The organism is Ornithinibacillus halophilus (genome assembly GCF_900129485.1).
Classification (GTDB): Bacteria; Bacillota; Bacilli; order Bacillales; family Amphibacillaceae; genus Ornithinibacillus; species Ornithinibacillus halophilus.
In genome coordinates this window covers 15,293-41,336 of the sequence record NZ_FQVW01000021.1, presented here as the reverse complement: position 1 = coordinate 41,336, position 26,044 = coordinate 15,293, and the positions used below count along the sequence as shown (strand labels likewise).

The window sequence follows — 26,044 nt, the reverse complement described above, 5'->3', positions numbered from 1 at the left end:
TATTTAATCAATTAAAGAGATATTCATTTTTCCATCTCGATACTTAGCGAATTGATCTTCTCTTTCTCCAATCATTAGTTTACCTTCGTAAATTGACGCTGTTTCATGCCAATTGTATAGTTTTCCGTTAACTTCTACTTCTAGTTCAATATGGTGCCAAAAAGAATGGCCGTCCGCATACTCTACTTCTACAATCTCATAGTCTTTTAAACGATAATTTTTATCCTTTAAATAATTTATCTTCTTTAAGTAAAATTCTCTTGCTTCAGATTTTCGTAAATTTGTCCCAGCTTTTATATTTGCATTTTCATCAGGCTCGTTATAATCGAATAAATATAACTGTTCAAAAGCCTCATCATAATCCTCATCAATGATAGATTGATAATATGTGTTAATCATGTTTACTGCTTCGAGTTCAGGAAAGAATGTTTTCCTAATAAAAAGCCATGCTATTGTTACTATAAGTATAATCAATAAAAGTATAACAATCGTACGTTTGATATTTTTCATAGTATCCCCTCGTATACGTTGTCGTTGAGTACAAATATTATTCTAACACAATTCTTTCTACCTTGAAAATATGCACTGAAAATGCTATGAGTCCAAGTTTTACTCAGTGTCATTCAACAAAGAACTATATTTTGGATAGTTTTTCCTTTTACCCTGAAGAAAGACATTGATTAGCCCTACCTCTGCCATGTTTTTGATCCACTTAGGACACAATTTTGATCCACCATTGCCAAGTGGGAGCCAGTATACAAACTTCCGTGTTTAGCAACAACCGCCACCACCCTTGACCTTGTTTGTGTCCGTGGTAGTGGTTTTGATGGCGAATAGGAGAAATAAAGCCCTTGAGGCTCCATTCGCATCAACAGCGTACCACGGACAATCACTTCTAAGTTCCGCTGGTGGGGCCCCGACCCCTTCCAGCGATCACTAAGAAGTGGCTCGGCGGTCAAGGGCAAACAGCTAAAGCTGTGGTTAAGATAGCATTATATTCCTATAGGTTGATCACCTTTGTCACAATTGGATCATTTTATTGTCACAGGTGGATTAAAAAGATGGCACAACTGGTTCAATTGGATGACTGTAATCAGTTACCCTAAAAAACATTTAAATTATAAATCATAATTCGGCTAGAATTGCATTCTTATAATCCCTCAGTGAATCAATAAATTTAATCCTCTTATTAATTTTGGACAGTCAATCTAAACATTAATACACCCTCTATTCGATTTTCACACATAAGATACAACTAACTCTACATTTTTTAGAATCTTACTATATTACAAAATTGGTTAAAACGTTGAAATAATACATTTTAATTTAAGATTTCTGCTCTAGTTTCTCTTTAAATATAAAGGAGGGGATTATTTGGGGGATGTATTTCGTACACCTCATTCAATTAAAAATGCACTTGACTATTATAGCAGTTTTTATGATGAGCCAATCATAAAAACATTCTTAAATGATGAGGATAATTACAGGGTATTCATGGACTTTTATACTAGTCCTTCCGAAGACAATGCAAAAAAATTAAATGACACATTCAAAAGATTTTTTTATAAATCTAAGGTATTCAAGTATCTAACCTCATTAATTTACTTTTATTCTATAGATTTCGATAAGAGACAAAGAAAAAGGAGAAGCCGAAATCATTTAATTTTAGATCAACCAATTCAAGCGGAAACCGAAAGAAGTTTAATTGATAATATGGCATCCTATACAGTGAATTATGAAGAACAGATAGCTTTTTATCATTTACCAACCCTAGTGCATGATAAAAAGCTTTCAAAAGCACTAGAAAAACTAACCAAGAAGCAACAAATAGTGCTTAAGCTTTTTATTTTTAATGGATTGACAAACAAAGAAATAGCAGATTATTTTAAAGAAAGCCCTCAAAATATATCTAATATAAAAAAAGTATTAATTAAAAGGTTAAGGGAATCATTACAAAACACAAATTGTAAAGGTGATTTTTCATGTTAAGAAAAGATGTTTATTATGAATACAAGATTAAGCAATGATGATTTACTCAAATTGATTGAAATTTTAACTCCTAAAATTAAAAAATCATTAGGTAATACCAAATTACAGGACCAAGAGGACTTGCAACAAGAAATAAAGCTAAAGATACTCGAATCACGTGAAAAATTACAAAATTTGAAACCTCAAGATTTTGAAGGTTTCCTTGCCCAATTTATTCAATCAAAAAATGATATAATAGACTTTGGAAAATAATAAACAACTTAAATAATTATCCTACCTATTCGGGTGAAAGAAGATTAAACAGCCTTGAACCGTATATTTTATAGCTTTGAGGCTGTTTTATTGTCAAAAAGTTGTATTGTTCTTAGAACCTAAATAATATCGTTTAAAAGCCGTTAATTGGCTTGCTTTCTTTAAGTTATTTCGTATATAATAAGGCTAAATAAATAAGAATGGCAATGAAAAAGGCGTAGTACAATAACCCTCTGATTTTTAGAGAGCTTGTGGTTGGTGAAAACAAGCATCAAGGTGAATTGGAATTGGACTTTGGAGCTAGTACTAATGAAGTGATCTTAAAGTTTAAGATAATTAGGGTGGCAACGCGGTTCATTCGTCCCTTTCTACAGGGAATGAATGGGCTTTTTTTGCGTCTTAGGAATTTATCCCGCATTTAACGGACTTTTGACCCCAACTGATTGAAGATTCACGTTAAAAAGTTGCCCGTGTCATCGCTAACCGGGCGTATGCACTTTTGAAAAATTATTAAGGAGTGACTATCATGCAAACTATCTTTTCAGGTATTCAACCTAGTGGAACACTAACGTTAGGAAATTATTTAGGAGCACTTAGACAATTTGTGGAGCTACAAGAGGACTATAATTGCTATTTTTGTGTAGTTGATGAACATGCAATTACAGTTCCTCAAGACCGTCTAGAACTTAGAAATAACATTCGGTCCCTATCAGCACTGTATCTAGCATCTGGAATTGATCCAAAAAAATCAACATTATTTATTCAATCTGAAGTTCCTGCCCACACACAATTGGGATGGATTCTACAATCTATAAGTTATATGGGTGAATTGGAGAGAATGACTCAGTTTAAAGATAAGTCAGAAGGAAAAGATGCGGTATCATCGGCATTATTTACGTACCCTTCTTTAATGGCTGCAGACATTCTATTGTACAATGCCAACCTAGTTCCTGTAGGAGATGACCAGAAGCAACATTTAGAACTAACGAGAGATTTAGCACAACGTTTTAACCATCGATTTAATGATATCTTCACGATTCCGGAAATTCGTATTCCTGAAGTAGGTGCCCGAATCATGAGTTTACAAGAGCCTACAAAGAAAATGAGTAAATCCGATGAAAACGAAAAAGGCTTTATCTCTATGTTAGATACTCCGAAGAAAATTGAAAAGAAAATTAAGAGTGCCGTTACCGATTCCGATGGTATTGTTAAATATGATAAAGAAAATAAACCTGGTGTTTCTAACCTTCTTACAATTTATGCAAGTTGTACTGGTGAATCAATTGAAACCATCGAAAAACGTTATGAAGGAAAAGGGTATGGGGAGTTCAAACAGGGTGTTGCAGATGCTGTCATTGAAGTTCTTCAACCAATTCAAGAACGATACAATGAATTAATTGCTTCACCAGAATTAGATGAAATTTTAGATGAAGGTGCAGAAAAAGCTTCCTTCGTTGCAAATAAAACGATAAGAAAAGCAAAGAAAGCTGTTGGATTAGGTAGAGTGAAAAAGTAATAAGAAAATGCAAAAAATCAGTGAGGCATTACGCTCACTGATTTTTTGATTTCTGCCTTTGCGTTTTATGTTGGTAATTGTGTTCCATTTCCCACATTTTTTCTAGGAATGGTTGTCCTTTAATAAGCTTTGCACATAAATCTTCATGTGCTTTGCTCCATCCATCTTTCACTCCATCATAAAGAGCTTCCCATACTTTTTCTTCATCCATATATCGGATAAACGGATATTGCTTTGGATCCCATTCTGTTAACCAATATCGTAATTCTCCGATATTATTTGTAGTACGTAACTGATCCAATCCCATCATTAATAATTGCTTTAATTGTCTTTCTCTTCTAGTTAACCCAAATACCAAATCTGGTGACATAGATAACATATGATATTCTTTTTGATAATTACGGTCGTCAAAATCAAAGTTTTGTTGTTTCGCATTTTCAATCATGTCAAATACTAATTGTTCTTGTCTTGGGATTAGCCGGCTTTTACGTATTGGAATTTGATATCCAATCGTGTCAAACGCAATGATTTCATTTCCATCTGTCACTACACAAGCATATTCAAGACCTGTTCTTTCTTGCCCTTTACGTACGAATGCACGCTTATAAATAGCATCTAACATTGGTTTTGGCAAATCATGCATATCATTTTCAATATAGTTGTATAAATTCTCAGTTATGTATAGTAAAGGCACTTGATCTAGTAACTCTATTCCATCTTCTTTACGCCATTCATGAAAATAACAGACATTATAGCCATTTTCTTCACCTTCAAACCAGTTCACCCAAACATCGTGTAAATATAACATACAACACCCCTCACTTTTGAATGAATCATTTAACATACATTATGACCATCCTAAAAAATTTTATTCGAGTGATTGTTGGTTAAAATCGATTGGGGAATTGATAAATGACAAAGGCCATGATAATAATACCAATTGGCAGGAAGTAACACTCTATTCTGCCTTTAATAAAAATAAAATACTCTGCCCAAGACACACCTGCTGGCAAAAAATTCATATATCCAATAATCGATACCCCACCTGTAACAGCTAGTCCAAATCCTATCAAAAATAAAAATACATACCCCATCTATTTTCACCCACGCTTGTCCACTATTTTTTATAGAGTATATGCTAGATTTATTTATAAAATGATTGATTGTTTAGAAGGGGAAAATATATTTTTGCAAGGATTGTTGTGGTGGTTGTTTGTCAGGGGTGGCTTTTAGGAGTTTTACTGATAAATCCGAGGATTTCACCGATAACCTCGAGGGCTTTACCGATAACCCCGAGGATTTTGCCGATAACCTCGTGGGCTTTGCCGATAACCCCGAGGGCTTTACTGATAACTTCGGGGACTTTATCAATAACTTCGGGAACTTTCTAGAGAACTCCGGGGACTTTCTAGTAACTTCGAGTAAATTTCACTAATCTTCGGGAAATCAGCAGCACCCGGCCCTCAAAAAAAAGACTGACCACTACTGCAGTCAGCCTCTCTCTTATTCATATTTTTTAAAGATCAATGATACGTTATGTCCACCAAATCCTAGTGAATTACTAACTACAACATTTACATCTTGCTTTCTAGCTGTATTAGGTACGTAGTCTAAATCACAATCTGGGTCTGGTTCTTCATAATTCGTTGTTGGTGGTATAATGCCATCTTTAATTGCTTTCACTGATATAACAGATTCTACTCCACCTGCTGCACCTAGTAAATGCCCTGTCATAGACTTGGTAGAGGAAACAGCTAATTTGTAAGCATGATCTTCAAAAACTGTTTTGATAGCTTCTGTTTCATATTTATCATTCAATTCGGTACTAGTGCCGTGAGCATTAATATAATCAACATCAGTCAATTCGATACCTGCATCTTTTACCGCATGTTGCATGGCACGTGCAGCACCTTCACCATGTTCAGCAGGAGCTGTAATATGATAGGCATCCCCTGTTGAGCCATAACCTACGATTTCTGCATAAATCGTTGCACCACGTTCTAGTGCCGTTTCTAGTGTCTCTAGTACTAGAATTCCTGCGCCTTCTCCCATTACAAATCCACTTCGGTTTTTATCAAATGGTCGACTTGCCGTGTTAGGGTCATCAGAAAAAGATAATGCCTTCATAGAAGAGAACCCTGCTACAGCCATATTCGTAATAGGTGCCTCTGTTCCACCTGCGATAATATAATCAACATCACCACGTTGAACAGCTTTAAAAGCATCTCCTACAGAGTTAGCCCCTGAAGCACAAGCTGTAACCGTACATGAATTAATTCCTTTCGCTCCCAATTGGATACCTACCTGACCTGCAGCCATATCAGGGATCATCATTGGGACAAAGAATGGACTAACACGCTTATATCCTTTGTTTAAAAACTTTCTAAATTGCTCTTCATAGGTTTGCATGCCACCGATACCTGAACCAATCCATACACCAACACGATGAGCATTACTATCATCAATCGTCAAGCCAGCATCTTCTACTGCCATTTTTGAAGCTGCAACAGCAAATTGGGTAAAAGGATCCATTTTACGTACATCCTTTTTATCTGCATATAAAGTTGGGTCAAAATCTTTCACTTGTGCAGCAACTTTCGCTGGAAATTCCTCTGCATTTACATGAGTTAAATAATCTATTCCGGATTTTCCATTAATGAGACTTTCCCACATAGTATTCACATCATTACCAACTGGGGTCACAGCTCCAAGTCCTGTAACAACAACTCTTCTTTCCTCCATTATGGTACTCCTCCTATTACGTATTCTTTATTATTTCCCCCAACGTAAAGCAATAGCGCCCCACGTCAAACCTGCTCCAAATCCAACTAAAACTACTAAATCATTATCTTTAATCTTACCATTCTGTACACTCTCTGATAAAGCCATAGGTATAGAAGCCGAAGAATTATTTCCATATCTTTTAATTGAAGTAGCCATTCGGTCTTCAGAGATTCCTAACTTCTCCCTTGCTGCTTCCATAATTCGTATATTCGCTTGATGCGGAATTAGGTAATCAACATCTTCTCGTTTGCAACCAGCTTCTTCAATTACTTTAACTGAGGATTCAGGCATTTGACGAACAGCAAATTTGAAAACCTCTCTCCCATTCATTTGTAAATGTCCAGAGTCAACATCCTGATACAAATGCTCTCCACCAGCACCATTAGCACCTAATTCAAATGACAGAATTCCTTTTCCTTCAGGTACTTCTCCCATCACTGCAGCACCTGCACCATCACCGAATAAGACACAAGTATTGCGATCACTCCAATCGGTGATTTTAGAAAGTTTCTCTGTTCCTACAACTAAAACATGTTTGTAAACTTTTGTTTCAATAAATTGCTTGGCAGTAATCATTCCATACATAAAACCCGCACACGCAGCACTAACATCCATCGCAGCAGCCTTAACTGCTCCTAATCTATCTTGCAGCATACAGGACACAGACGGAAAAGGAGTATCTGGAGTTACGGTAGCAACCAAAATTAGGTCGATATCTTCTGCTTTCACATTAGCATCTTCCAATGCATGAACAGCTGCATGAAAGGCCATGTCGGAAGTATCCATATCGTCTTCAGCTATCCTTCTCTCTTCTATTCCAGTTCTCGTACGAATCCATTCATCACTTGTATCTACTCTTTTTTCTAAATCTTTATTTGTAACCACATTAGATGGAATGTAATGACCTGTTCCTAATACGCCTACTCCCATATAGACATCCCCTTACTAACTTTTATTATCAAATATTATGACTTGGTACTAATTTTAATGCATAATGAATTCAGATGCAAGTTCCATTTCTCACGATGAGGTATTTTGGGCGCGTTAAATTCAGTCTGGTTTGAACTAATCGAAGTTCATTACTACTGTGGACAAGATGATAAAAAGCTAAGAAAATCGAGGAGCCCTATCAATTACCTTTTGGGATAGAAAAATCGTCAAATGGGCGTCGAGACAACCAGAACAACAAGACCACGCCATTTAAACCAAAAAAATTACCCAATCAATCTACTGATTAGGTAATAATCCTGATTCCTTATATTCTTCAACCGCTTCTAATATTTCATTCTTAAAGCTTTCTGGTACATCCGGGCTAAACTCTCCTATCGACAGCACTTCATCTTTAAAATCAAAGGTTATAATCTCGCCTTCTAATTCCCCTTTATTAAATCTTTCTGCAACGATCTCATACAATTCATTAACACGCTGTACTGTACTAGACAACACTGTTCTAGGGTCAATTTCTAATTGATCCGAGACATACCCAATTGCGTATAGTTGATCTTTACTTGCATGTTGAATAATTGTTTCACTAAACGCATCACCTGCTGGATAAAATACATCGACATTTTTATCTTTCATTTGTTCGTACATTTCTAAGGCAATCGAAGTATCATTCCAGTCATATATAAAATTCATTTGAATATTTGTAGTTTCATCTTGGTACTTAACACCTTCATAAAACCCTTCAATTTCAGGTTGCCATTGATAGGCAGCAATAATCCCTACTTCATTTGTTTCACTCATTTCACTAGCTAGCATACCTGCAAAAAAGCCCATAGCGTGAGAGTTAAAGTTAAGACTAGTTACATTTTCGTTATAATACGTTCCGTTAAAATAAACAAAATGGACATCAGGATAATCTTTACTTATTTCAAAGAAACTTTTTCCGTAACTACTACTATGACCAAAAATCAAATTAACTCCATCATTAACTAGTTCCTCAACAACATCTGAAGTTTCTTCTCCAGGTGCTATATTCTCTTTATAGACGACCTCTACATTAAATTTTTCTTCAACTGTTTTTAGACCTTCATATCCTTTTTCGATCCATGGGTGGTCGTGAATTTTACCTTCTGTTAACATACCAACTTTTTGTATGTCTCCTTCATTATAAGAATTGGAACACCCCGATAGAAAAAGGATAATAAAAATGAATAGCACCAGATATTTTTTCAAGTTACGTACACTCCGTTCTTTCAACTACCATAGAAGTCTTTATATCGCTGATAATGTCGTTTAACTTCTTCTACTTTTTCCTCTATAGGTACATTGTCACGAATATAGATAGAGTTTTCAAGTGATACATCTTTAGAATCTCTACATTTTTGTGAACATACCATAATATTATTAGATAAATTGCTTGCTTTTATTAACTGAGAGAACACTTGTATGAAGTCATTTATATAGATTGCCTCTGTTAAAAATTCTTCCGATTCAAAAGGTATTAGTCGATCATTATAAATAATACCTTCTTCCGACATCGGCATCCATTCACCAAATAGAATAGGTACAGTTACCTGTATTATTTGTCCTTCCCTGCCTTCTATCGAATTAAACCCTATCTCTATCGTCTTTTTAGAAGAAATTGTCGCAGGGAAAACATCATCCACTACGATTACTGTGTCAAATTCAGATTCCTCTTTTTCAGAAATGAGTTTAAAAGAATCGTTTCGACCAAAAAACATCGATAGGTTCTCCTTTTTCTCAGAACCAAGGTCATCCATGCCACAAACTTCATACCCTTCCTCCAATAAATGATCAACTAGATGAAAACCAATCCAATGAAAACAATTAACAATTAATAAAGACATACAATTCCTCCCTCTAGATAATAAAAGTAACCAATTATTTCTATTCAAACGTTTTATAAAACACTTTAAATTTATCGTTTCATTTGGTAAACTATATGAGGAGTTTGTTTATTTATATTTACACAAAATCAAAACCATTAATTATTTAAAAATTCAACACATATAGAAAAAGAGGTGTAAATCATGCGTTATCTATGGACAATTATTTGGGCTGTATTAATCACGTTTGTACTATCCTATGTATTATCTAGTATGGGTGGAGCAGAATTCTTATTAGTTGATACTCTAATTGTAGCCGCTGTATTCTCAATCGCTATCTTTATTTTAGGTGATGGTGTATTAAGACAAAAGAAAGAGCAATAATTTACATATTAGTGTAAAAACCCTTGCCATCTTGGTTAATAAGGCAAGGGTTTTTGATTGGCTGATTTACATTAAATAATATCGTTTCGAAGGACTTGACAGGATTAGATTGGTTTTGAAAATGAATATTTACTGTGGTAATTTAATACCATGGTAGTACACTTAATGCTGCAAGTGCAGCTAGAGGTAAAACTAGTCTACGGAATCTAGGACGCCCGTAACCATAACCATATCCTGGATAGCCATACCCATAACCTGGATAACCCCAACCAAATACGCGTTGCCCTTGATCAAACATTGGCATTTGTTGGTTTCCAGGCATTTGCATTGGTTGACCCTGTTGGACTGGATATTGCATTGGTTGACCTTGTTGTGGGAGTGACATTTGCCCCGTAACACCTTGTTGAACTGGCATTTGTCCTTGTGATGGAACACCTTCTGGGACTTCAGTTGGAACGGCGAAGTAGACATTTTCATCATCTAAGCCTGTAACGATACCGTCAAATTGTGAACCATCTGTTAATTCTGCAAGCACATATGAATGCATATGGGTCTTACATAATTCGTACATTTCTTTATGTTTATGATGCATTTTATAACCTCCTCACCAACTAGACTATTCACACGCCTAGTAATGAGTGACAGAATCAGATGGGAAAATTAGTATTTTTTAGGAGGAAAGAATTTGGAATTTATTAATGAATTATGGGTCCTTATTAAATATATATTTCTTGGTCTTGTACAAGGCTTCACAGAACCAATTCCCATTTCATCTAGTGGTCACTTAGTTTTATTAAGAGATTTATTTGATGTTGGACCAGATGGACTAACATTTGAAATCATGGTTAACTTTGGTTCATTAATTGCTGTTTTACTAATTTATCGAAAAGATATCATCCGTCTTATTCAGAATGGTTTTCGTTTTATCGTCTCCAAAGATCCGGATGCAAAAAGTGACTTTCAATTTATTCTCTTTTTAGTTATTGCAACGATTCCAACCGGCATTATCGGAGTTCTTTTTGAAGATAAAATTGGTGACCTTAGTACTGCTTCAACTGTTGGTATTACATTATTAGTTACTGGGGTTGCATTGTGGGTCATTCGTAATCTACGTGGGAAGAAAAACGATGGACAGATTACGGTAAAAGACGCATTAATTGTTGGACTAGCCCAATCAGTTGCACTCATTCCAGGTATCAGTCGTTCAGGTGCGACTATCGTTGCTGCCATGCTCGTAGGGATGAAACAAGAAACAGCACTTCGATTCTCATTTTTATTATATATTCCAGTGAGCTTGGGTGTAACCATCCTTTCTGTTGGCGATATAGTTAATGATGAAAACTTTAATGCTCTTCTTATTCCAAATATATTAGCATTCATGGCTTCCATTATTGCTTCGTTCTATGCGTTAAAATGGTTTATGAATGTAATGGCTCGTGGTAACTTAAAATATTTTGCTTTTTATTGCTTTATCGTTGGTATTTTGGTTATTTTATTCATGTAAAAAACAAGCTCGGAACCCATATGGTTTCGAGCTTGTTTTGCTTTGGGATAATAAATTGGATTTTTGTATCACACTATCTATTTCGCTGCTGCTCTTTCTGCTTTTTTCTGTTCTCGCATGGCACGTGGAATATAAACGCAGTATGGTTCGCTTTCCATGTAGTCACCAGTTACATTGTACGCTCTTGAACGTGATCCTCCACAGACATGACGGAATTCACAGATTCCACATTTCCCTTTATACTTATCAGGATTTCTTAAGTTCTGGAATACTTCCGACTCACGATAAATAGTAGCAAGTGGTGTTTGGCGTATGTTACCAGCTTTAATTGGTAACAATCCACTCGGATAAACGTCTCCAGTGTGTGAAATAAACACAAAGCCGTTCCCATCATTTACACCTTTAGGCGCACGACCTAAACCATCAATTGAACCGGTTGCTCCTTTTGATAATGCATCTTCATAAAAAATATGATCTTTATCGCTTAACCCTTTTGCTTCACGCATTTTATCTTGAATAACTACTCGACGATAATGTTGTCCTGCTGTTGTTTTAATGTCAAATGGAACGCGTTTTGATAAGTTATTTAACCAACGAAATACTTTTTCATGTTCAGCTGGTGAAATCATATCAGATTCTTTCCCACGACCCGTTGGTACAAGGAAGAATACACTCCATAATACAACCCCTAAATCTTCTACCATTTTAGCCATTTCATCTAAGTAATCGTAGTTATAGCGTGAAATAACGGTATTTATTTGCAATGGCATGTCTAATTCATGCAAATATTTAATCGCATTCATCGTTAAATCAAATGAACCTGAAGTTCCTCTAAAGTGATCGTGAACTTCTGCACAATGACCATCAACACTAAAAGCCCATCTTGATAGTCCTACATCTTTCGCTTTCTGCATTGCTTCTTTTGTTACATTTGGTGTAGCTGATGGAGTCATTGAAACACGTACACCTTTTTTCACTGCATATTCCGCAATGTCAAATACATCTGGACGCTCTAATGGATCACCTCCAGTAAAAACTAGCATTGGATTATCCATGTCATATATATCATCAATAAGTTTTTTACCTTCTTCAAATGTTAATTCTAATGGATGACGATGATGTTGTGCTTCGGCACGGCAATGTAAACATTTTAACTGGCAAGCACGAGTTAACTCCCATATTACGATAAATGGGTTTTCATTATAGTCTCGATTAAACATAATATCCCTCCAGCAATTTCTGTGTATAAATAAACTTTAATACAATCTCGGATGACTAGATGTGATATTTATCACTCTTTTAAAAAGCGTCAACAATTGGTCATAAACAGCTGTTTCAAGTTTTAGAACAAAAATAGACCCTCCAAATAGAGGATCTATTGAAAAACTATTTTTTACCGATAGCCACTCTCCAAATGGATGGCCCTTCTTCTAAATATTCCCAAGTAAAAGTACCTGGTCTCTCCATCATGAATTGATATTCTAAAGGTTTTGGATCATGGTCATTTGTTAATTCCATGAATTCACCTGGCTTTAATGATTCAAATACTTCAAAGATTCTTGGATGTCTAATTCTAGGTTCAATATCTGGAGCATGCAATTTTGCTGCGTAAGTAATTTCACTCATGTTAAATTCCTCCTTAATGGTTATACTCTCATCTTAGATAGCCTAACTTAAAAATAATGTGATAAGAAGCACCATTTACCTATGATTTTCATCACAGTTCCAATAATTAGTCACAAATTGTTAACTAATTCTGTTTCTCTCGTGATAAAATGTTATTAGAAATCTTTGAAGCACCCTTACTAAAGGAAGTGTGTAATTGAAAGGGGCATAACTAATGAATACTCAAGCAATTAAGGAGCTTTTACAACGCTTTCCGATATTTAAAGGACTTACAGAAGAAGAAATGGAACCAGTATTAGAATTAGCAAAACATCGTATGTATCGCAGTGGTTCTCATATTTTTATGCAAGGTGACCCTTTAACGAATGTATATTTTATTCACCAAGGTAAGGTTAAAATATATAAAACAGATTTAAATGGGAAAGAACAGATTGTTAACGTATTACAACGTGGCGATATGTTTCCTCACCAAGGATTTTTCAGACAAGATGATTGTCCAGCACATGCTGAGGTCGTTGAGGATGCAATTTTGATTTATATCCCAATTCATATGTTTGAAAACTTCTTAATTACTCATCCAGAAATTTGCGTCAAACTCTTTCGCGTATTAGGAGACATTATCGTAGATTTGCAGGGAAGATTGGAAGAAAAAATACTCCTAAACACATATGAACAAATTATAAAACTGTTACTACGCTTAACAAAGAATTATGGAAAAGAATTAGAAGATGGAACAATCCGGATTACAACACAGTTTACCAATCGTGAATTAGCAAATATGATCGGTTCCAGCCGCGAAACGGTCAGTCGTACATTAACTCAATTAAAGAAAAAAGATTTAATCTCAACAGATGAGAATGGCTATTTCATTATTGACTTTGAAGAACTTCATGGTGAAATTGTATAACCAAGAGAGGTAAGACAATTAGTCTTGCCTCTCTTTTTTATTGTAAATAAACAATTGCAATGTGTGACAATCGTCACTACTCTACTAATTGAAAATCATTATCATGTATGTATAACGAAAAATTAGAGGTGATTACATGAATAATGAGCCATTTGTAGAATTAGACGTAAGAGAAGATTTGCGTCTGAAGAAAGAACCATTCGATAAAATAATGGGAACCGTTAAAGGATTAAAAGACGGTCAAGCGTTTATTCTTCATGCCCCATTTAACCCAGTTCCATTACACAAAGTATTAGGACGTAAAGGATTTTCATATGAAGCAGAAAAAATCGAGAAAAAACATTGGAAGGTTACCTATATCAAAAAGGAGATGTCCGAATGAATACAATCGATAACCGTGGCCTAGAACCACCTCAACCGATGATGCGTACGTTAAAAGCCCTAGAAAAAATGAATGATGGTGAGAAGCTTGCCATTATTAATGACCGTAGACCAATGTTTTTATATGAAGAGTTGAATGACAGAGGGTATTTGCACGAAACGGAACCACAGGAGGATGGAAGCTTCAAAATTACAATTACGAAAACGGGTGATTAGTTATGATGCCTGGAGCAAACATGAAAATTGATACTAATATAAAATTACCATTATCGTTTATATTATTTGCCTTAATTGCATTTGTTGTTGCTCAAATTATCCTATTCTTCTCCAGTGGTGAATTAGTAGCAGGACAATTTAGACAACCAGATATTTGGATGGGCGCGCATTTTCTACTTTTAGGTTTTGCCGTCATGATTGCAATGGGAGCGATGTACCAACTCGTTCCTGTTGCCTTCTTAACACCTATATGGAGTCAAACATTTGGGTTTATCCAATTCTTCGTAACAGCAATAGGTGTAACTGCATTCGCTATATTGCTTGGCGTAAAGCCAAATATTGCTGTATATGGTGGGGCCGTCGTCGTTATTGGAGTCCTCATGTTTATTTTACAAATGGTCATTACGATTTCTAAACAAGAAAAAAGGAATATGATGACCTACTTTGTTATGGGGGCCATCTCATGCTTCTTCCTAACAATAATAGCTGGATTTTTATTAGCGTGGAATATTGCTTTTGGAAGTATTAATCAACATAATACGATATTGGCAACCCATGTACTATTAGGTGTAGCAGGATGGTTTACTTTATTAATATTTGGCTTTTCGTATAAATTAGTACCAATGTTTAGCTTGTCCCACGGGTTTTCCATGAAGTGGGCAAAACCTGCTTTCGTAACATACGTAGTAGGTCTAATTAGTCTAATCCTATCCTTTTGGTTAAACAACGGACTGATTCAGACAATCGGATGGTTTATCGTAATGATTGGATTTTTATTTTTCTTCTTTGATGTAAAAGAAATTTTAGCTAAACGTGTAAAAAAGAAATTAGATAAATCATTTGCTTTTGCTATTCTAGCCATTTTTATAGGTTTAGGAATCCATGTCGTTGCTTTCGTAGTCTCCCTTATTGGTATTTCTGATCAAGCAACTTGGAGCTGGTTAATCTTTTTATACATTATGGGCTGGATTGTATTTAGTATTTTAGGATATTTAAATAAAATTGTCCCCGTACTCTGGTGGACCTATAAATACGCAGATCATGTAGGGAAAGAAAAAGTTCCATTGTTAAAAGATATGATTAATGAAAGATGGAATTTGATTTTATTCTCCTTATTTATCATTTGTGTACTAGGACTAGTCCTTTCTGCATTATTACAGTTAGGAATCCTCGTCTGGATTTTCCAAGGGTTATTAACGATAACAACCCTATTATATACGTTAGCAGTTATTCGCATTTTGTTTGTCTAAATTAGCGACATTTAGAGAGAGGTGTTTTTTTTGTCCTTAGAAAATAAAGTAGGCGCAGCATTGTTTGAAGTAATTGACCCTGAATTAGGTGTCAATATTATGGATTTAGGCTTGGTTTATGGGATAGAAGCCGATGAAGACAATAATGTCGTAATTACAATGACCTTAACGACACCAGGCTGTCCGATGCATGATAGTATTAAAAATGGTGTGACGTATCGTGTAAAACAAATTGAAGAAGTTCATGAAGTAGAAGTAAATATCATTTGGGAACCAGCGTGGAGCCCAGCAAAAATGAGTGATAAAGCAAAAGCAATGCTTGGATTTGCTTAAGAAAAACGCAGAGCGCGGACTTTGCGACGTACGGAGGCGAAGGAAGTCTTGTGCCTGCGGTTACTCGGCACAAAAGCAACGAAGTTTCTCCACGTAGTTTTTTGGCGGTTACTCGGCACAAAGGCCAGAGAAGTAATTCTATGTAGTTCCTTCGCTAGTCGCTGGTGCTCGGAGCTAGACAGCTCTGAAAGTTAATACTTTCTTTCTTTTAAAAAACGTAAAAAACCGAACCAAGGTTCGGTTTTTTTCATATATAAGATTGTTTGATCAATCTGGAATTCCTAAAGCAATTTTTGCGTAACGAGACATGTTATCTTTACTCCATGGTGGGTTCCATACGATATCAACTCTCGTATCTTTTACTTCTGGAATATCTGATAGTGCACGTTTTACGTCTGCTTCAATATGTGCTGATAATGGGCACCCCATTGCAGTTAGAGTCATTGTAACTACACATAACCCTTCGTCTTCGTCCTCTATGTCTACATCATATACTAAACCTAAGTTAACAATATCGATCCCTAACTCAGGGTCAATTACATTCTCTAGTGCACCCATTAAATTCTCTTTTAAAGCCTCATCAGCCATGAATATATACCTCCCTCTATCTTATATGTTTATTTAAACATATTTTTACTCGTTTTGAAATGATTTAAATCACGTTTTTCCATGTATCATTTACCTATAAGGTATTTTTCAAACCATTCTACTGTTTCTAATATTGCTAAACGGCTAACCTTATGCCCTCGATTTGTTTCTTTAATAAAGCGAAGATCCTCTTTATTCTTATATAATTCCATTGAGCTTTCGTAAAACGTATAAGAATGATCAAACGGAACGACTGGATCATTATCACCATGCCAAAATAAGAGTGGGCGATTATTTAATTTCTCAGGTTGCTTTGATAAGTCATAGTCCTCTAACAACCCATACAATTGGTCAATTTCTTCATCAGTGATTGGTAAATTCCCAGTTTTCTTGAAGCTAGCTACCAATGTTTTAGCATACGTAGTTATTTTAGGTGATCCCATTAGGATTGCCGAAGCTTTTATCCAAGGGTATTGTGTCAATGCTGCAGAGGTTGTTATTCCCCCCATGCTCGTACCAGCTACCCCAAACTTATCCTGTTCAATTAACCCCTGTTTGTCTAAAGCCTCTTTTATCTTCTGTAACTCATTGACATTTTGCATTACTATATTCCAAAAGGAAACTTGTTTTTTAATTTCTGGTACGTCAGCTTCTCGCTCACCATGATATTGACTATCTGGTAGTACGACACGAAATCCCTTTTCAGCCAAAAGAAACGCAAGCGGTAAGTTATGTTCCTTCGCACTAGTAAATCCATGAAAATAAGTAACTGTAGGAAGTGCCTCCTCTTTCTTTCTTGAATCAACAACAACTAAAGAAGGAATAGAAGCAATCTTCTCTTTATAAATACCGATCATATCGAAAATCCTCTCATCATTTTCTGTATCTAACTATATAATAGTATGTTTTTAATAATTGGCAAAATAATTTGTCCTTTACAACTTCTTTCATTCCTTATACACTATATTAATACGAGGTGAAATAGATGGAAAATAAACAACATTTAATAGCTTTAGACTTGGATGGCACATTGTTATCCGACAAAAAAGAAATAAGTGAAAAGAATAAGAACATTTTATTACAAGCAATGAAACAAGGACATATAGTTGTAATTGCAACTGGTCGCCCACACCGTTCCAGTATCTACTATTATCATCAGCTAGGTTTAAAAACCCCTATGGTTAATTTTAATGGAGCACTTATTCACCACCCAACCGACAAGAAATGGGATGCATTGCATAATCCAATGCCAAAACGAACAGCATTATCAATTACTGAAGCTTGCTATGATTTGGATGTACAAAATTTAATGGCCGAAGTTATGGATAATGTCTACTTAGACAAATATGACGAAAAAATTATGGAGATATTTGCCCATAATAATGACAGTAATCCATTTACAATTGGTAGTATTAAATCACAATTAAAAGATGACCCTACATCTTTACTAATTTATCCTAGAGAAGAACATATCGCTGAAGTTCGTGGACACTTAGATGATTTTCATGCTGAGTTAATTGAGCATCGTAAATGGGGTGCGCCATGGAACATCATTGAAATCGTTAAAAAAGGAATGAACAAAGCGGTTGGATTACAAAAAATAGCCCACTACTATCAAATACCAAAAGAACGTATTATTGCTTTTGGAGATGAAGATAACGATTTAGAGATGATTGAATATGCAGGTGTTGGTGTTGCCATGGATAATGCCATTGATGAGTTAAAATCCATTGCCAAACATGTAACCGTATCAAATGAGGAAAGCGGAATAGGTACATTCTTAGAGGAATACCTTCAACTAAAATCAAAATTAATATAAGTTTTTTATCCTATAATACCGTATATTTCCTTCAATAAATAAACTTAATCTACCCATACTACTTAGTGAACGTATCCATTACGTTCACTTATTTGTTGGGAGGGAATCATCTTGGGCAAAAGGAGTAAATCTAGACGATTTAGTCAGCAAAGTGCCGATTCTGTAAAGAAACATGATGAGAAATTCCCGTATCGTTCACGTTTTTCAGATGCTGAACGTAAACAAGAAGAAGCAGATCACCACACGCTAGGAGGGTTTTAAGATGGCGAACATGGCAAATAACCTAATGCAACAAGCAAAAGATGCAATGAATCGTATAACGAACAACAACCAAGCTAGTGACCAGGACAAACAAGCAGCACAAAATGCGATTCAAGCAGCATACAATGACGCGACTACCCCTGAGGAAAAGCAAGAATTACAACAGCTTGAGCAACAATTGCAACAACATCAACTTAGCTAATTAAAACCTCCGCACACATTTCTAAGACGAGCGGACTATGTATGTGATGGGAACTGACCACTTCATTTACTAATGAAACGGCATTGCTTTAAGCATGCATAGTGTGAAGAGACTACCCACTTAGGGTAGTCTCTTTTCTTAGTTCGTCCTCTTACATTTCGTTTTGCTTTTTTATTTAGGTTAAATCTGCTAATATGAGGGTATAAGTGCTATAAGGAGGAATCGCAATGGGAGTTAGAGCTGAAGCTACGCCAAATCCAAATGCTTTAAAGTTTACAACAGATAAACTGATTTTTGAAGGAACAAACAGTATCTCAGTTAGAGCTGGAGAAACTAGTGAACATGAGATACTAAATGAACTAATGAAATTAGAAGGTGTCGATACAGTTTTCGGTTATCAGAATTTCATTACCGTAAACAAAGAATTCGATGCAGAGTGGGACAACGTAACCCCACAAGTCATGGAAATATTCGAGAAATACGGATATTAATACATAAGAAAAGCTAGAGATGCTCTGCGCTAGACATCTCTGATGATTGCCCGCATCACGACGTAAATAAAACCGAACCATTCACTCACTAAGTTGAATGGTTCGGTTTTTGATTGATAGCTCTACTCTTTTCTAAAGAAGCCAAAGATGCCTGTTGTTTGCACGATATTTGTAAATGCTTGTGGGTCCACTTCATTAATGATTCGTTCTAAATCATACAATTCATATCGTGTAATAACAAGATAGAGCATATGCTTATCTTCTTTCGTATAAGCTCCCTTTGCAGGTATAATTGTAATACCTCTCACCATCGTATTATGTATTTCTTTTTGCAAATCATCAGGTTTTCTTGTAACAATCATGGCAGTTAGTTTTTCATGACGAGTATGGATTGCATCGATTACACGAGTCGTCACATATAAAGTTACTAACGTATAAAGCGCATTTTCTGGCTCATATAAAATACCTGCCAGGAAAATGATAATTGCATTTAATGATAAGAAATAAACACCAATTGGCTTATCCTTCATTCGCGATAATACCATCGCTACAATATCCATCCCTCCAGTAGAGGCACCTAACTTCAGTGTAAGCCCTACTCCAACACCAGCGATTACCCCACCAAAAACAGCATTTAGTATAATATCCTCTGATAATGCAATAACAGGAATAAATTCTAAAAATATGGTGGTAAATAATACAGAAATGGCACTATAAATCGTAAATCCTTTTCCTACCTTCTTCCAACCTAGTATTGCCACTGGAATATTAAGTAGGAATAATAAAATCCCTGTACTGATACCAATGCCAAGAAAATCAATAAAGACACTTGAAATTAACTGTGCTGCTCCAGTAAAACCACTAGCATATACATTTGCACTAATTAGGAAGAAATTCAGTGAAATAGCATTTAATAATGCGCCAAATATAACAATTGCAATACGTTTTGCTTCAAATAAAAACATGGCTACCTCCCTCAACATACCTGTTATCTATATGATTTCTAAAATAATCGAAAATAATCAAACACTTATTTTAAAAGAACGGTCTAAATATTTCCAAACTTTTATTAATATTTAAGAATTATACTTTGACTATCTTCCCTTATAGCTATAAACTAAACATAATAGAATTATTAATAGAAATGAAGGTGAAGAAATGACAATTAAAATTCTTGCTGATTCAGCTTCCGACTTGTCAGAAACTCATTATAACGAATATGACATTGAAATGGTATCATTAACTGTTCATTTAGACGAAAAAGATTATAAAGACGGAAAAACAATTTCTCCTAAAGTGGTATATGATGCTATGCGAGAAGGAAAAGCACCAAAAACTTCACAAGTCTCACCAGAAAATTTTAAAAATATTTTCACGGAGTATGCAGAATCCAAACAACCCCTCATCTATTTAGCATTTTCTTCAGAGCTATCTGGTACATATCAAACGGCTAAAATGATGGAACAAGAAGTAAAAGAAACCTACCCAGACGCAAACATTCACGTTATTGATACGAAATGCGCATCCATTGGGTACGGATTAGTCGTACTAGAAGCAGCAAAAATGGCCAAAGAAGGTAAATCGGTAGATGAAATCATAGCTGATGCTACTAATCGTGCAAAACATATGGAACATATTTTTACAGTAGATGACTTAGAATACCTACGTCGTGGCGGTCGTGTAACAAAAACAGCTGCATTTGTTGGAACACTTCTTAAAATTAAACCTATCCTACATGTAGAAGACGGAAAACTAATCCCACTAGAAAAAATACGTGGTTCCAAAAAATTATTCGGACGCATGCTAGAACTAATGGAAGAACGTGGTGGCAACTTTGAAAATCAAACCATTGGGATTAGTCACGGTGATGACCTAGAGCGTGCACAACAACTAGCAGATATGATTAACGAGAAATTTGGTCCTAAAAATATCGAAATTGAAATGGTTGGTTCTGCTATTGGTGCACATGCTGGACCAGGAACCATCTCCCTATTCTTCTTAAATAAGGATTTCTAAAAAAAACGCAGGCGCTTGGAGCTAGACATCTCTAAATAAGAAACTCGAACTGATTCAACTAATTGTTGAATCAGTTTTTTTATGGAGAAATGGTGGGGTCCCGGTTGTTATTTTTCCATTACTGAAACAACTTTTACGTATCCTACGTCTTACTTACAAATAATCCTTCTATGAGGTGAAAAAAGTGAAAAAGAAATTAGGGTTAATTAGTATTCTTGGAACAATAGGTTTGGCCGTAATCGTATTTACCTTGTTTAATAATAATAAAATAACTGCTGATATACCATCTGCTTCCAGTTTTGCACCTACGTTTAAAGATTGGTCAATTTACTTCTCAGAGAAAATGGACCCGGATAGTTTTACTCCTGACATCGTTCAGGTAACAGATAAGGATGGGAACACTGTACCGATCGAATTGGTTTGGAATGAATCAAAAACCATTCTCACTCTACATTCACCAGTTGACGGATATCAACTAAATCAAGACTATAAAATTTCTGTTTCTTCATCCGCTAAAACTGCAAAAGGAAGCAATCTATCCGAAGCCTTCACACATCGATTTACTGCAGTAGATGAGCTACCGAAAATAAATGACAAAGAACAATTAGTTACTTTATTAAAGGAACGCATGGAAAAGAAAGAAAAAGAACGTAATCTGTTTTCTATGCAAAATGAAGCATCCGATATGGATGGAGCAGCTGATGACTCTGCTGTAACGACGGAGTCATCAGGAAATGATACGTCAGAAACAAATGTGCAAGTTGCAGGCATTGATGAAGGCGATCAAGTAAAGACAGATGGGAATTTCATCTATTTCGCCAGGGATACAGATATAATTATTGCTTCAACTGAAATAGAAAACAGTACCATTGTAAGTCATATAGAAGAAAAGAATTTCTTTCCAAACGAAATTTACCTTCATAATGACTTACTAATCAGTATTGGATATTCAAATGAACCTATAAGGGACCTAAAAGAAACGAAGGAACCAGAGGAAAGAATTACTGAAGATATTGCTATTTATCCACCAATATACTCTAGCCAAACAGCTGTACACATCTATGATATTTCTGATCGTAAGAAACCTAAACACGTTAGAGAAATATCCTTTGAAGGTTCCTATAACTCTTCACGACTAATGGACGGCTATCTATATTTAATCGCCAATGAGCGTCCACCCTACCGAATTTTAGAAGAGGAGGAAACTGAGGTAAGACCATTTGTAAAAGACTCAGCTGTAAGCACTGAAGGAATCCCAGTTGACTTTGAGGATATGTACTTTTTTCCAGAGAGTCAGGATGAAACATTCATGATCTTAGCATCAGTAAACCTTAATGACCTTGAAAAAGAAGCATCTGTAGACACCTATCTCGGGGCTTCCAATGAAATCTACATGTCTAAAGAGCATTTATATGTAGCCGTAAGAAATTATGATAGCGATAACACTTCTAATGCTAGTGATACAGAACTGATGATTTGGAATCCACAGGCAGCAAATACAAAAATAACACAATTTAAAGTAGACCAGGGGCAAATCACATACAATTCATCAACAGTAGTGAACGGGACATTAATTAATCAATTTGCGATGGATGAACAAAAGGATACATTCCGTGTAGCAACAACAAAAGGATCCGCATGGGATGATGATAAACCTTCGACTAATAATTTGTACACATTTGATCTTAATCTAAATCCATTAGGTTCAGTGGAGGGCCTTGCAGAAGGGGAACGAATTTATAGTGTAAGGTTTATGGAAGACACCGCGTTTATGGTTACTTTTAAAGAAATTGATCCATTATTTGTCATCGATTTAAAAGAACCAACCCAACCTAAAGTACTCGGTGAATTAAAGATACCAGGCTTTAGCAATTACTTGCATCCTCTTGATGAAAACCATTTGATTGGATTTGGTCAAAATACGAAATTAGAGGAAAACCCACATGGTTCTGAACCGATTGTCCGTTCAGATGGCTTGAAAATATCTGTCTTTGATGTAACTGACTTAACCAACCCGATTGAAAAATATAGTGAAGTGATTGGGCAAGGATTCTCTTATACAGAATTAAATCACAACCATAAGGCCTTATACAAACATCCGAACCGTAACTTATTCGGATTTCCGGCAACCTTATTCGAAACAACAATGGTGAAACGTGGCGACATGACCTATGAAGATCAAAAACTCTTATTTGAAGGTGCTCTACTGTATGAAATTTCACCAGATAGTGGTATCACATTCCAAGACAATATTACACACCAAGAACAAATGAAAGAATACCCAGATTGGGAATCTGAAATCAAGAGAATTGTTTCTATCGGAGACCAAATCTACACCATTTCTTTTGATAAAATAAAAGTCTATGATGTCGATCGAAAATCAGTATTAGAACAAATCGAATTGCCAAGAATGCAAAGACATTATTAATAAAACAAGTAATAAGCAAGCGTCTCACTATTAGACGCTTGCTATCTTTATGTGATTTGTCTACTACAGTACAATTCCCTTATTAATCTCTTAATTTTTCTTTCGCTTTCTCTTCTACTTCACCTGTAAATTGTTGTAACCTTACATTAGATATGTCAAAAATCTTTCGCTGAGCTTTCTTTGAGAATAATTTCTTAATATCATCTGTATAAAAGCTTCCATCTCGAGGGATTTGATGCTTTTTTATGATTAGATTCTCCCTTTCATCTAAACCAAATATTAATACAACTGGTAATGACACTGCCGTCCCCTGCTCTAATTGCTTCCCATTTAAATAATACTCACTAATATAAGCCCAAACATAAACCTCATCTGTATGATGATCCAATATGTCATATGCTACAAATAATTCTCCATCAAAGCCAGGAGTAATGATCTCCTTACTTAGATAATCATCTATCGTTAATTTCAAATCATCTGTTATCGTTATTTCATCTATAGTCGCTTGACATGCAGATAGTAAAATGATGCAGTTTATGATTAGGAGTGCAAAAATAATCCGTTTCATTACTATTCTCCTTTTAACCTCTTATTATTTTTTCTGAAAATTTAATATATAGAATATAATACCATATTCACCCCATAACTTCCTATTTAATTAATAAATCTGTCACATTTTTATTATCTTTTTTTGACACTTGTACTTCCCCTATTGAATCTATCCTAAATTCCATTCATGATAAAATAGAAATAGTTTTGGAGGGATTCAGGATGCCCAGAGTTTTTATTCATTTTACATTTTTCTTTTTCATCATAACGGCATTATCAGGGGTATGGATGAGATACTTTCCTTTTAATTCAAATACATCAATCCCATATGAGAACGTACTACATGGACACTCTCATCTTGCTCTTTTAGGATGGACGTTCCTTGGCGCCTTCGTTATTTTCCTTTCAATTAACTGGAAAAAAATAAGGGCTAAGAAACAAGCCATTGTAATTGTTGTTTCATTATTTATTACTTCTTTGGTTATGTTTATCGCGTTTTTCTATCAAGGCTATGCAGTTTTTTCCATTGTCATGTCCACCCTACATATATTTGTTGAATATTGGACAGCTGTATTTATCTACAAACAACTAAAAACACAGAATGACTACAATCTACATTCTCTCTATATAAAGGGAGCCCTAGTTGTCTTAATAATATCTTCTATTGGCCCTTATGCACTTGGATTTATTTCAGCTAATGGATTAAAAGAACATGCTATTTTCGATATGGCAATCTATTTTTATTTGCATTTTCAATATAATGGATGGCTCTACTTATTATTAGTAGGAACTTTCTTAATGATCTTACATTATAAAAACATAACGATTTCACAGCCTTTATTGAAAATCAGTTTTTGGATCTACTTTATTTCCTTATTCCCTGGCTATTTTACAAACGTCCAGTGGGCAAATATTGGTCCAACTGGTGAAGTACTAGCAGCTTTTGGTAGTATTGGGCAATGGATTGCTGTTGTTTTACTACTCTATGCAGTGAAAGGTTTATGGAGAGAGGTAACACAATACTTTTCAAACACGACAAAGGCTATGCTTTGGATTACGTTATTCCTTTTAATTATAAAAAGCACTATGGAATTAGGACTAATCATTCCATCCCTAGCAACACTAGTTTATGAAACTAGAACAGTAATCATTGGCTATTTGCATTTAACGTTATTAGGATTTATTAGTATGTTCATTCTCACCCAATACTTAATGACGAACCTATTAAAAAATAGTATGATGAGTAAAGTCGGTCTAATTGTTTTTTTCATTGGATTTATGTTGAATGAAATGCTTTTATTTATACAAACCCTATTAGACTGGTTAAACTTAGCTATGATTCCCTATTATTTTCATTTGCTTTTAATAGCTAGTGGTATTTTGTTACTTAGTATAGTTGTGCTATGGGTCTCTTACTCCGAAAAAAATGATTAGCATGTTTAGATAAGTCCTATCATATAGTTTTATAAATGGTACATGTACCTAACCGATATGAAGGAGGTTCTACATGCTAATACAAAAATTAGTAACAGAATATCAAAGAGAACGAAACCAAGAACCAAATACATTAAATGACTTACTAGATTACTACCAAAAAAAATACATCACCGGTGAAATTGATGTTAAAGATTACCGAGAAATTTATGATTTTCTTCACCAACAAGGGGCAACCTCTGCTCATGAATATGTTTAATTATGAAAGTCCATTATGGGCTTTTTTCTTTTTGGCTAATGATTTTTAATGAAATGGGAAAAA

General features: G+C 35.1%; 32 protein-coding genes and 1 other annotated feature. Of the genes, 18 read left to right on the top strand and 14 right to left on the bottom strand.

The genetic code is table 11. The features are described 5' to 3' along the window. Positions 1 to 3 precede the first annotated feature (3 nt). A complete protein-coding gene (locus tag BUB12_RS09915) occupies positions 4 to 510 on the bottom strand; it encodes a hypothetical protein (RefSeq protein ID WP_084063295.1) in 507 nt (168 codons plus the stop codon). Positions 511 to 1,374: 864 nt separating this feature from the next. Here BUB12_RS09915 and BUB12_RS09910 point away from each other — a divergent pair. The 3 genes from BUB12_RS09910 (at position 1,375) to trpS (ending at position 3,757) form a co-directional block, all read left to right on the top strand. Further along, positions 1,375 to 1,989: a sigma-70 family RNA polymerase sigma factor gene (locus BUB12_RS09910; RefSeq protein WP_084063294.1), complete on the top strand. Its 615-nt coding sequence runs from the start codon at positions 1,375 to 1,377 to the stop codon at positions 1,987 to 1,989. Positions 1,990 to 2,004: 15 nt separating this feature from the next. Beyond that, complete coding sequence (locus tag BUB12_RS09905) at positions 2,005 to 2,241, top strand: hypothetical protein (protein WP_072890526.1); 237 nt, start codon at positions 2,005 to 2,007, stop codon at positions 2,239 to 2,241. Between the two features lie 197 nt (positions 2,242 to 2,438). Further along, positions 2,439 to 2,610, top strand: a binding site (T-box leader). A gap of 157 nt (positions 2,611 to 2,767) precedes the next feature. Continuing rightward, the gene (gene trpS, locus BUB12_RS09900; protein ID WP_072890524.1) at positions 2,768 to 3,757 is read left to right on the top strand and encodes a tryptophan--tRNA ligase; all 990 of its coding nucleotides are present in this window, start codon (positions 2,768 to 2,770) and stop codon (positions 3,755 to 3,757) included. Positions 3,758 to 3,791: 34 nt separating this feature from the next. Here trpS and BUB12_RS09895 read toward each other — a convergent pair whose 3' ends face one another. The 6 genes from BUB12_RS09895 to BUB12_RS09865 form a co-directional block, all read right to left on the bottom strand. Then, on the bottom strand, positions 3,792 to 4,565 hold the full coding sequence (locus BUB12_RS09895; RefSeq protein WP_072890522.1) for a YjbA family protein: 774 nt from the start codon (positions 4,563 to 4,565) through the stop codon (positions 3,792 to 3,794). Positions 4,566 to 4,644: 79 nt separating this feature from the next. After that, entirely contained in the window at positions 4,645 to 4,851 is a 207-nt protein-coding gene (locus tag BUB12_RS09890) for a YuzI family membrane protein (protein WP_072890519.1), read from the bottom strand. Positions 4,852 to 5,260: 409 nt separating this feature from the next. After that, positions 5,261 to 6,499 carry a beta-ketoacyl-ACP synthase II gene (gene fabF / locus BUB12_RS09880; protein ID WP_072890513.1) on the bottom strand — a complete coding sequence of 413 codons (1,239 nt, stop codon included), beginning with the start codon at positions 6,497 to 6,499 and terminating at the stop codon, positions 5,261 to 5,263. A gap of 30 nt (positions 6,500 to 6,529) precedes the next feature. Beyond that, positions 6,530 to 7,471, bottom strand: coding sequence for a beta-ketoacyl-ACP synthase III (locus BUB12_RS09875; protein ID WP_072890511.1), 942 nt, complete (start codon positions 7,469 to 7,471; stop codon positions 6,530 to 6,532). A 297-nt stretch (positions 7,472 to 7,768) separates the two neighbouring features. After that, positions 7,769 to 8,719: a BMP family ABC transporter substrate-binding protein gene (locus tag BUB12_RS09870; protein ID WP_072890509.1), complete on the bottom strand. Its 951-nt coding sequence runs from the start codon at positions 8,717 to 8,719 to the stop codon at positions 7,769 to 7,771. A 20-nt stretch (positions 8,720 to 8,739) separates the two neighbouring features. Further along, positions 8,740 to 9,354, bottom strand: a complete 615-nt coding sequence (locus BUB12_RS09865) for a hypothetical protein (protein WP_072890507.1) — start codon at positions 9,352 to 9,354, stop codon at positions 8,740 to 8,742. Between the two features lie 183 nt (positions 9,355 to 9,537). Here BUB12_RS09865 and BUB12_RS09860 point away from each other — a divergent pair, with 183 nt between their 5' ends. Further along, the gene (locus BUB12_RS09860) at positions 9,538 to 9,717 is read left to right on the top strand and encodes a YjzD family protein (protein ID WP_072890505.1); all 180 of its coding nucleotides are present in this window, start codon (positions 9,538 to 9,540) and stop codon (positions 9,715 to 9,717) included. A 142-nt stretch (positions 9,718 to 9,859) separates the two neighbouring features. Here BUB12_RS09860 and BUB12_RS09855 read toward each other — a convergent pair whose 3' ends face one another. Then, positions 9,860 to 10,309, bottom strand: coding sequence for a hypothetical protein (locus tag BUB12_RS09855; RefSeq protein WP_072890502.1), 450 nt, complete (start codon positions 10,307 to 10,309; stop codon positions 9,860 to 9,862). Positions 10,310 to 10,411: 102 nt separating this feature from the next. Here BUB12_RS09855 and BUB12_RS09850 point away from each other — a divergent pair, with 102 nt between their 5' ends. Continuing rightward, complete coding sequence (locus BUB12_RS09850; protein ID WP_072890541.1) at positions 10,412 to 11,221, top strand: undecaprenyl-diphosphate phosphatase; 810 nt, start codon at positions 10,412 to 10,414, stop codon at positions 11,219 to 11,221. A 77-nt stretch (positions 11,222 to 11,298) separates the two neighbouring features. Here BUB12_RS09850 and BUB12_RS09845 read toward each other — a convergent pair whose 3' ends face one another. Both BUB12_RS09845 and BUB12_RS09840 read right to left on the bottom strand, forming a co-directional pair. After that, positions 11,299 to 12,441 (bottom strand): TIGR04053 family radical SAM/SPASM domain-containing protein, encoded by a 1,143-nt coding sequence (locus tag BUB12_RS09845; protein ID WP_072890500.1) that lies wholly within the window; start codon positions 12,439 to 12,441, stop codon positions 11,299 to 11,301. A 166-nt stretch (positions 12,442 to 12,607) separates the two neighbouring features. Then, entirely contained in the window at positions 12,608 to 12,847 is a 240-nt protein-coding gene (locus BUB12_RS09840) for a DUF2249 domain-containing protein (RefSeq protein ID WP_072890499.1), read from the bottom strand. A 214-nt stretch (positions 12,848 to 13,061) separates the two neighbouring features. Between BUB12_RS09840 and BUB12_RS09835 the strand changes: the two genes are divergently transcribed. The 5 genes from BUB12_RS09835 (at position 13,062) to BUB12_RS09815 (ending at position 15,934) form a co-directional block, all read left to right on the top strand. Continuing rightward, positions 13,062 to 13,754, top strand: a complete 693-nt coding sequence (locus BUB12_RS09835) for a Crp/Fnr family transcriptional regulator (RefSeq protein WP_072890496.1) — start codon at positions 13,062 to 13,064, stop codon at positions 13,752 to 13,754. A 136-nt stretch (positions 13,755 to 13,890) separates the two neighbouring features. After that, positions 13,891 to 14,136 (top strand): DUF2249 domain-containing protein, encoded by a 246-nt coding sequence (locus BUB12_RS09830; protein WP_072890495.1) that lies wholly within the window; start codon positions 13,891 to 13,893, stop codon positions 14,134 to 14,136. Further along, entirely contained in the window at positions 14,133 to 14,351 is a 219-nt protein-coding gene (locus BUB12_RS09825) for a DUF2249 domain-containing protein (protein WP_072890492.1), read from the top strand. The genes BUB12_RS09830 and BUB12_RS09825 overlap by 4 nt, the downstream gene beginning before the upstream one ends. A 2-nt stretch (positions 14,352 to 14,353) precedes the next feature. Next, complete coding sequence (locus BUB12_RS09820) at positions 14,354 to 15,601, top strand: hypothetical protein (protein WP_072890490.1); 1,248 nt, start codon at positions 14,354 to 14,356, stop codon at positions 15,599 to 15,601. A gap of 30 nt (positions 15,602 to 15,631) precedes the next feature. Continuing rightward, positions 15,632 to 15,934, top strand: a complete 303-nt coding sequence (locus tag BUB12_RS09815) for a metal-sulfur cluster assembly factor (protein WP_072890489.1) — start codon at positions 15,632 to 15,634, stop codon at positions 15,932 to 15,934. Positions 15,935 to 16,201: 267 nt separating this feature from the next. On the opposite strand, the gene BUB12_RS09810 is transcribed toward BUB12_RS09815, so the two are convergent. Together BUB12_RS09810 and BUB12_RS09805 are read right to left on the bottom strand one after the other, a co-directional pair. After that, a complete protein-coding gene (locus tag BUB12_RS09810) occupies positions 16,202 to 16,522 on the bottom strand; it encodes a metal-sulfur cluster assembly factor (RefSeq protein ID WP_072890486.1) in 321 nt (106 codons plus the stop codon). 86 nt (positions 16,523 to 16,608) lie between these two features. After that, on the bottom strand, positions 16,609 to 17,379 hold the full coding sequence (locus BUB12_RS09805; protein WP_072890484.1) for a prolyl oligopeptidase family serine peptidase: 771 nt from the start codon (positions 17,377 to 17,379) through the stop codon (positions 16,609 to 16,611). Positions 17,380 to 17,507: 128 nt separating this feature from the next. Here BUB12_RS09805 and BUB12_RS09800 point away from each other — a divergent pair, with 128 nt between their 5' ends. The 4 genes from BUB12_RS09800 (at position 17,508) to BUB12_RS09790 (ending at position 19,295) form a co-directional block, all read left to right on the top strand. Further along, positions 17,508 to 18,341, top strand: a complete 834-nt coding sequence (locus BUB12_RS09800; protein WP_072890482.1) for a Cof-type HAD-IIB family hydrolase — start codon at positions 17,508 to 17,510, stop codon at positions 18,339 to 18,341. Positions 18,342 to 18,452: 111 nt separating this feature from the next. Further along, a complete protein-coding gene (locus BUB12_RS17855) occupies positions 18,453 to 18,602 on the top strand; it encodes a hypothetical protein (protein WP_200801050.1) in 150 nt (49 codons plus the stop codon). A 10-nt stretch (positions 18,603 to 18,612) separates the two neighbouring features. Next, complete coding sequence (locus BUB12_RS09795) at positions 18,613 to 18,804, top strand: DUF3813 family protein (RefSeq protein ID WP_072890540.1); 192 nt, start codon at positions 18,613 to 18,615, stop codon at positions 18,802 to 18,804. Positions 18,805 to 19,031: 227 nt separating this feature from the next. Continuing rightward, positions 19,032 to 19,295: a NifU N-terminal domain-containing protein gene (locus BUB12_RS09790; protein WP_072890479.1), complete on the top strand. Its 264-nt coding sequence runs from the start codon at positions 19,032 to 19,034 to the stop codon at positions 19,293 to 19,295. Positions 19,296 to 19,417: 122 nt separating this feature from the next. Here BUB12_RS09790 and BUB12_RS09785 read toward each other — a convergent pair whose 3' ends face one another. Beyond that, positions 19,418 to 20,260, bottom strand: coding sequence for a YitT family protein (locus BUB12_RS09785; RefSeq protein WP_072890476.1), 843 nt, complete (start codon positions 20,258 to 20,260; stop codon positions 19,418 to 19,420). A 193-nt stretch (positions 20,261 to 20,453) separates the two neighbouring features. Here BUB12_RS09785 and BUB12_RS09780 point away from each other — a divergent pair, with 193 nt between their 5' ends. After that, complete coding sequence (locus tag BUB12_RS09780) at positions 20,454 to 21,311, top strand: DegV family protein (RefSeq protein ID WP_072890475.1); 858 nt, start codon at positions 20,454 to 20,456, stop codon at positions 21,309 to 21,311. Between the two features lie 184 nt (positions 21,312 to 21,495). After that, positions 21,496 to 23,739, top strand: coding sequence for a beta-propeller domain-containing protein (locus BUB12_RS09775; RefSeq protein ID WP_072890473.1), 2,244 nt, complete (start codon positions 21,496 to 21,498; stop codon positions 23,737 to 23,739). Positions 23,740 to 23,821: 82 nt separating this feature from the next. On the opposite strand, the gene BUB12_RS09770 is transcribed toward BUB12_RS09775, so the two are convergent. Further along, positions 23,822 to 24,307: a hypothetical protein gene (locus BUB12_RS09770; RefSeq protein ID WP_072890472.1), complete on the bottom strand. Its 486-nt coding sequence runs from the start codon at positions 24,305 to 24,307 to the stop codon at positions 23,822 to 23,824. A 203-nt stretch (positions 24,308 to 24,510) separates the two neighbouring features. Here BUB12_RS09770 and BUB12_RS09765 point away from each other — a divergent pair, with 203 nt between their 5' ends. Next, complete coding sequence (locus tag BUB12_RS09765) at positions 24,511 to 25,722, top strand: hypothetical protein (protein ID WP_072890469.1); 1,212 nt, start codon at positions 24,511 to 24,513, stop codon at positions 25,720 to 25,722. A gap of 73 nt (positions 25,723 to 25,795) precedes the next feature. Next, positions 25,796 to 25,981 (top strand): YppF family protein, encoded by a 186-nt coding sequence (gene yppF / locus BUB12_RS09760; RefSeq protein ID WP_072890468.1) that lies wholly within the window; start codon positions 25,796 to 25,798, stop codon positions 25,979 to 25,981. Positions 25,982 to 26,044 lie beyond the last annotated feature (63 nt).

What these genes read in the sequence shown, in the direction of transcription:
- BUB12_RS09915 (WP_084063295.1), bottom strand. Translation starts at nt 510, where the DNA reads ATGAAAAATATCAAACGTACGATTGTTATACTTTTATTGATTATACTT.
- BUB12_RS09905 (WP_072890526.1), top strand. Translation starts at nt 2,005, where the DNA reads ATGAATACAAGATTAAGCAATGATGATTTACTCAAATTGATTGAAATT.
- trpS (WP_072890524.1), top strand. Translation starts at nt 2,768, where the DNA reads ATGCAAACTATCTTTTCAGGTATTCAACCTAGTGGAACACTAACGTTA.
- BUB12_RS09895 (WP_072890522.1), bottom strand. Translation starts at nt 4,565, where the DNA reads ATGTTATATTTACACGATGTTTGGGTGAACTGGTTTGAAGGTGAAGAA.
- BUB12_RS09890 (WP_072890519.1), bottom strand. Translation starts at nt 4,851, where the DNA reads ATGGGGTATGTATTTTTATTTTTGATAGGATTTGGACTAGCTGTTACA.
- fabF (WP_072890513.1), bottom strand. Translation starts at nt 6,499, where the DNA reads ATGGAGGAAAGAAGAGTTGTTGTTACAGGACTTGGAGCTGTGACCCCA.
- BUB12_RS09875 (WP_072890511.1), bottom strand. Translation starts at nt 7,471, where the DNA reads ATGGGAGTAGGCGTATTAGGAACAGGTCATTACATTCCATCTAATGTG.
- BUB12_RS09865 (WP_072890507.1), bottom strand. Translation starts at nt 9,354, where the DNA reads ATGTCTTTATTAATTGTTAATTGTTTTCATTGGATTGGTTTTCATCTA.
- BUB12_RS09860 (WP_072890505.1), top strand. Translation starts at nt 9,538, where the DNA reads ATGCGTTATCTATGGACAATTATTTGGGCTGTATTAATCACGTTTGTA.
- BUB12_RS09855 (WP_072890502.1), bottom strand. Translation starts at nt 10,309, where the DNA reads ATGCATCATAAACATAAAGAAATGTACGAATTATGTAAGACCCATATG.
- BUB12_RS09845 (WP_072890500.1), bottom strand. Translation starts at nt 12,441, where the DNA reads ATGTTTAATCGAGACTATAATGAAAACCCATTTATCGTAATATGGGAG.
- BUB12_RS09840 (WP_072890499.1), bottom strand. Translation starts at nt 12,847, where the DNA reads ATGAGTGAAATTACTTACGCAGCAAAATTGCATGCTCCAGATATTGAA.
- BUB12_RS09835 (WP_072890496.1), top strand. Translation starts at nt 13,062, where the DNA reads ATGAATACTCAAGCAATTAAGGAGCTTTTACAACGCTTTCCGATATTT.
- BUB12_RS09830 (WP_072890495.1), top strand. Translation starts at nt 13,891, where the DNA reads ATGAATAATGAGCCATTTGTAGAATTAGACGTAAGAGAAGATTTGCGT.
- BUB12_RS09825 (WP_072890492.1), top strand. Translation starts at nt 14,133, where the DNA reads ATGAATACAATCGATAACCGTGGCCTAGAACCACCTCAACCGATGATG.
- BUB12_RS09820 (WP_072890490.1), top strand. Translation starts at nt 14,354, where the DNA reads ATGATGCCTGGAGCAAACATGAAAATTGATACTAATATAAAATTACCA.
- BUB12_RS09810 (WP_072890486.1), bottom strand. Translation starts at nt 16,522, where the DNA reads ATGGCTGATGAGGCTTTAAAAGAGAATTTAATGGGTGCACTAGAGAAT.
- BUB12_RS09805 (WP_072890484.1), bottom strand. Translation starts at nt 17,379, where the DNA reads ATGATCGGTATTTATAAAGAGAAGATTGCTTCTATTCCTTCTTTAGTT.
- BUB12_RS09800 (WP_072890482.1), top strand. Translation starts at nt 17,508, where the DNA reads ATGGAAAATAAACAACATTTAATAGCTTTAGACTTGGATGGCACATTG.
- BUB12_RS09795 (WP_072890540.1), top strand. Translation starts at nt 18,613, where the DNA reads ATGGCAAATAACCTAATGCAACAAGCAAAAGATGCAATGAATCGTATA.
- BUB12_RS09790 (WP_072890479.1), top strand. Translation starts at nt 19,032, where the DNA reads ATGGGAGTTAGAGCTGAAGCTACGCCAAATCCAAATGCTTTAAAGTTT.
- BUB12_RS09785 (WP_072890476.1), bottom strand. Translation starts at nt 20,260, where the DNA reads ATGTTTTTATTTGAAGCAAAACGTATTGCAATTGTTATATTTGGCGCA.
- BUB12_RS09780 (WP_072890475.1), top strand. Translation starts at nt 20,454, where the DNA reads ATGACAATTAAAATTCTTGCTGATTCAGCTTCCGACTTGTCAGAAACT.
- BUB12_RS09770 (WP_072890472.1), bottom strand. Translation starts at nt 24,307, where the DNA reads ATGAAACGGATTATTTTTGCACTCCTAATCATAAACTGCATCATTTTA.
- BUB12_RS09765 (WP_072890469.1), top strand. Translation starts at nt 24,511, where the DNA reads ATGCCCAGAGTTTTTATTCATTTTACATTTTTCTTTTTCATCATAACG.
- yppF (WP_072890468.1), top strand. Translation starts at nt 25,796, where the DNA reads ATGCTAATACAAAAATTAGTAACAGAATATCAAAGAGAACGAAACCAA.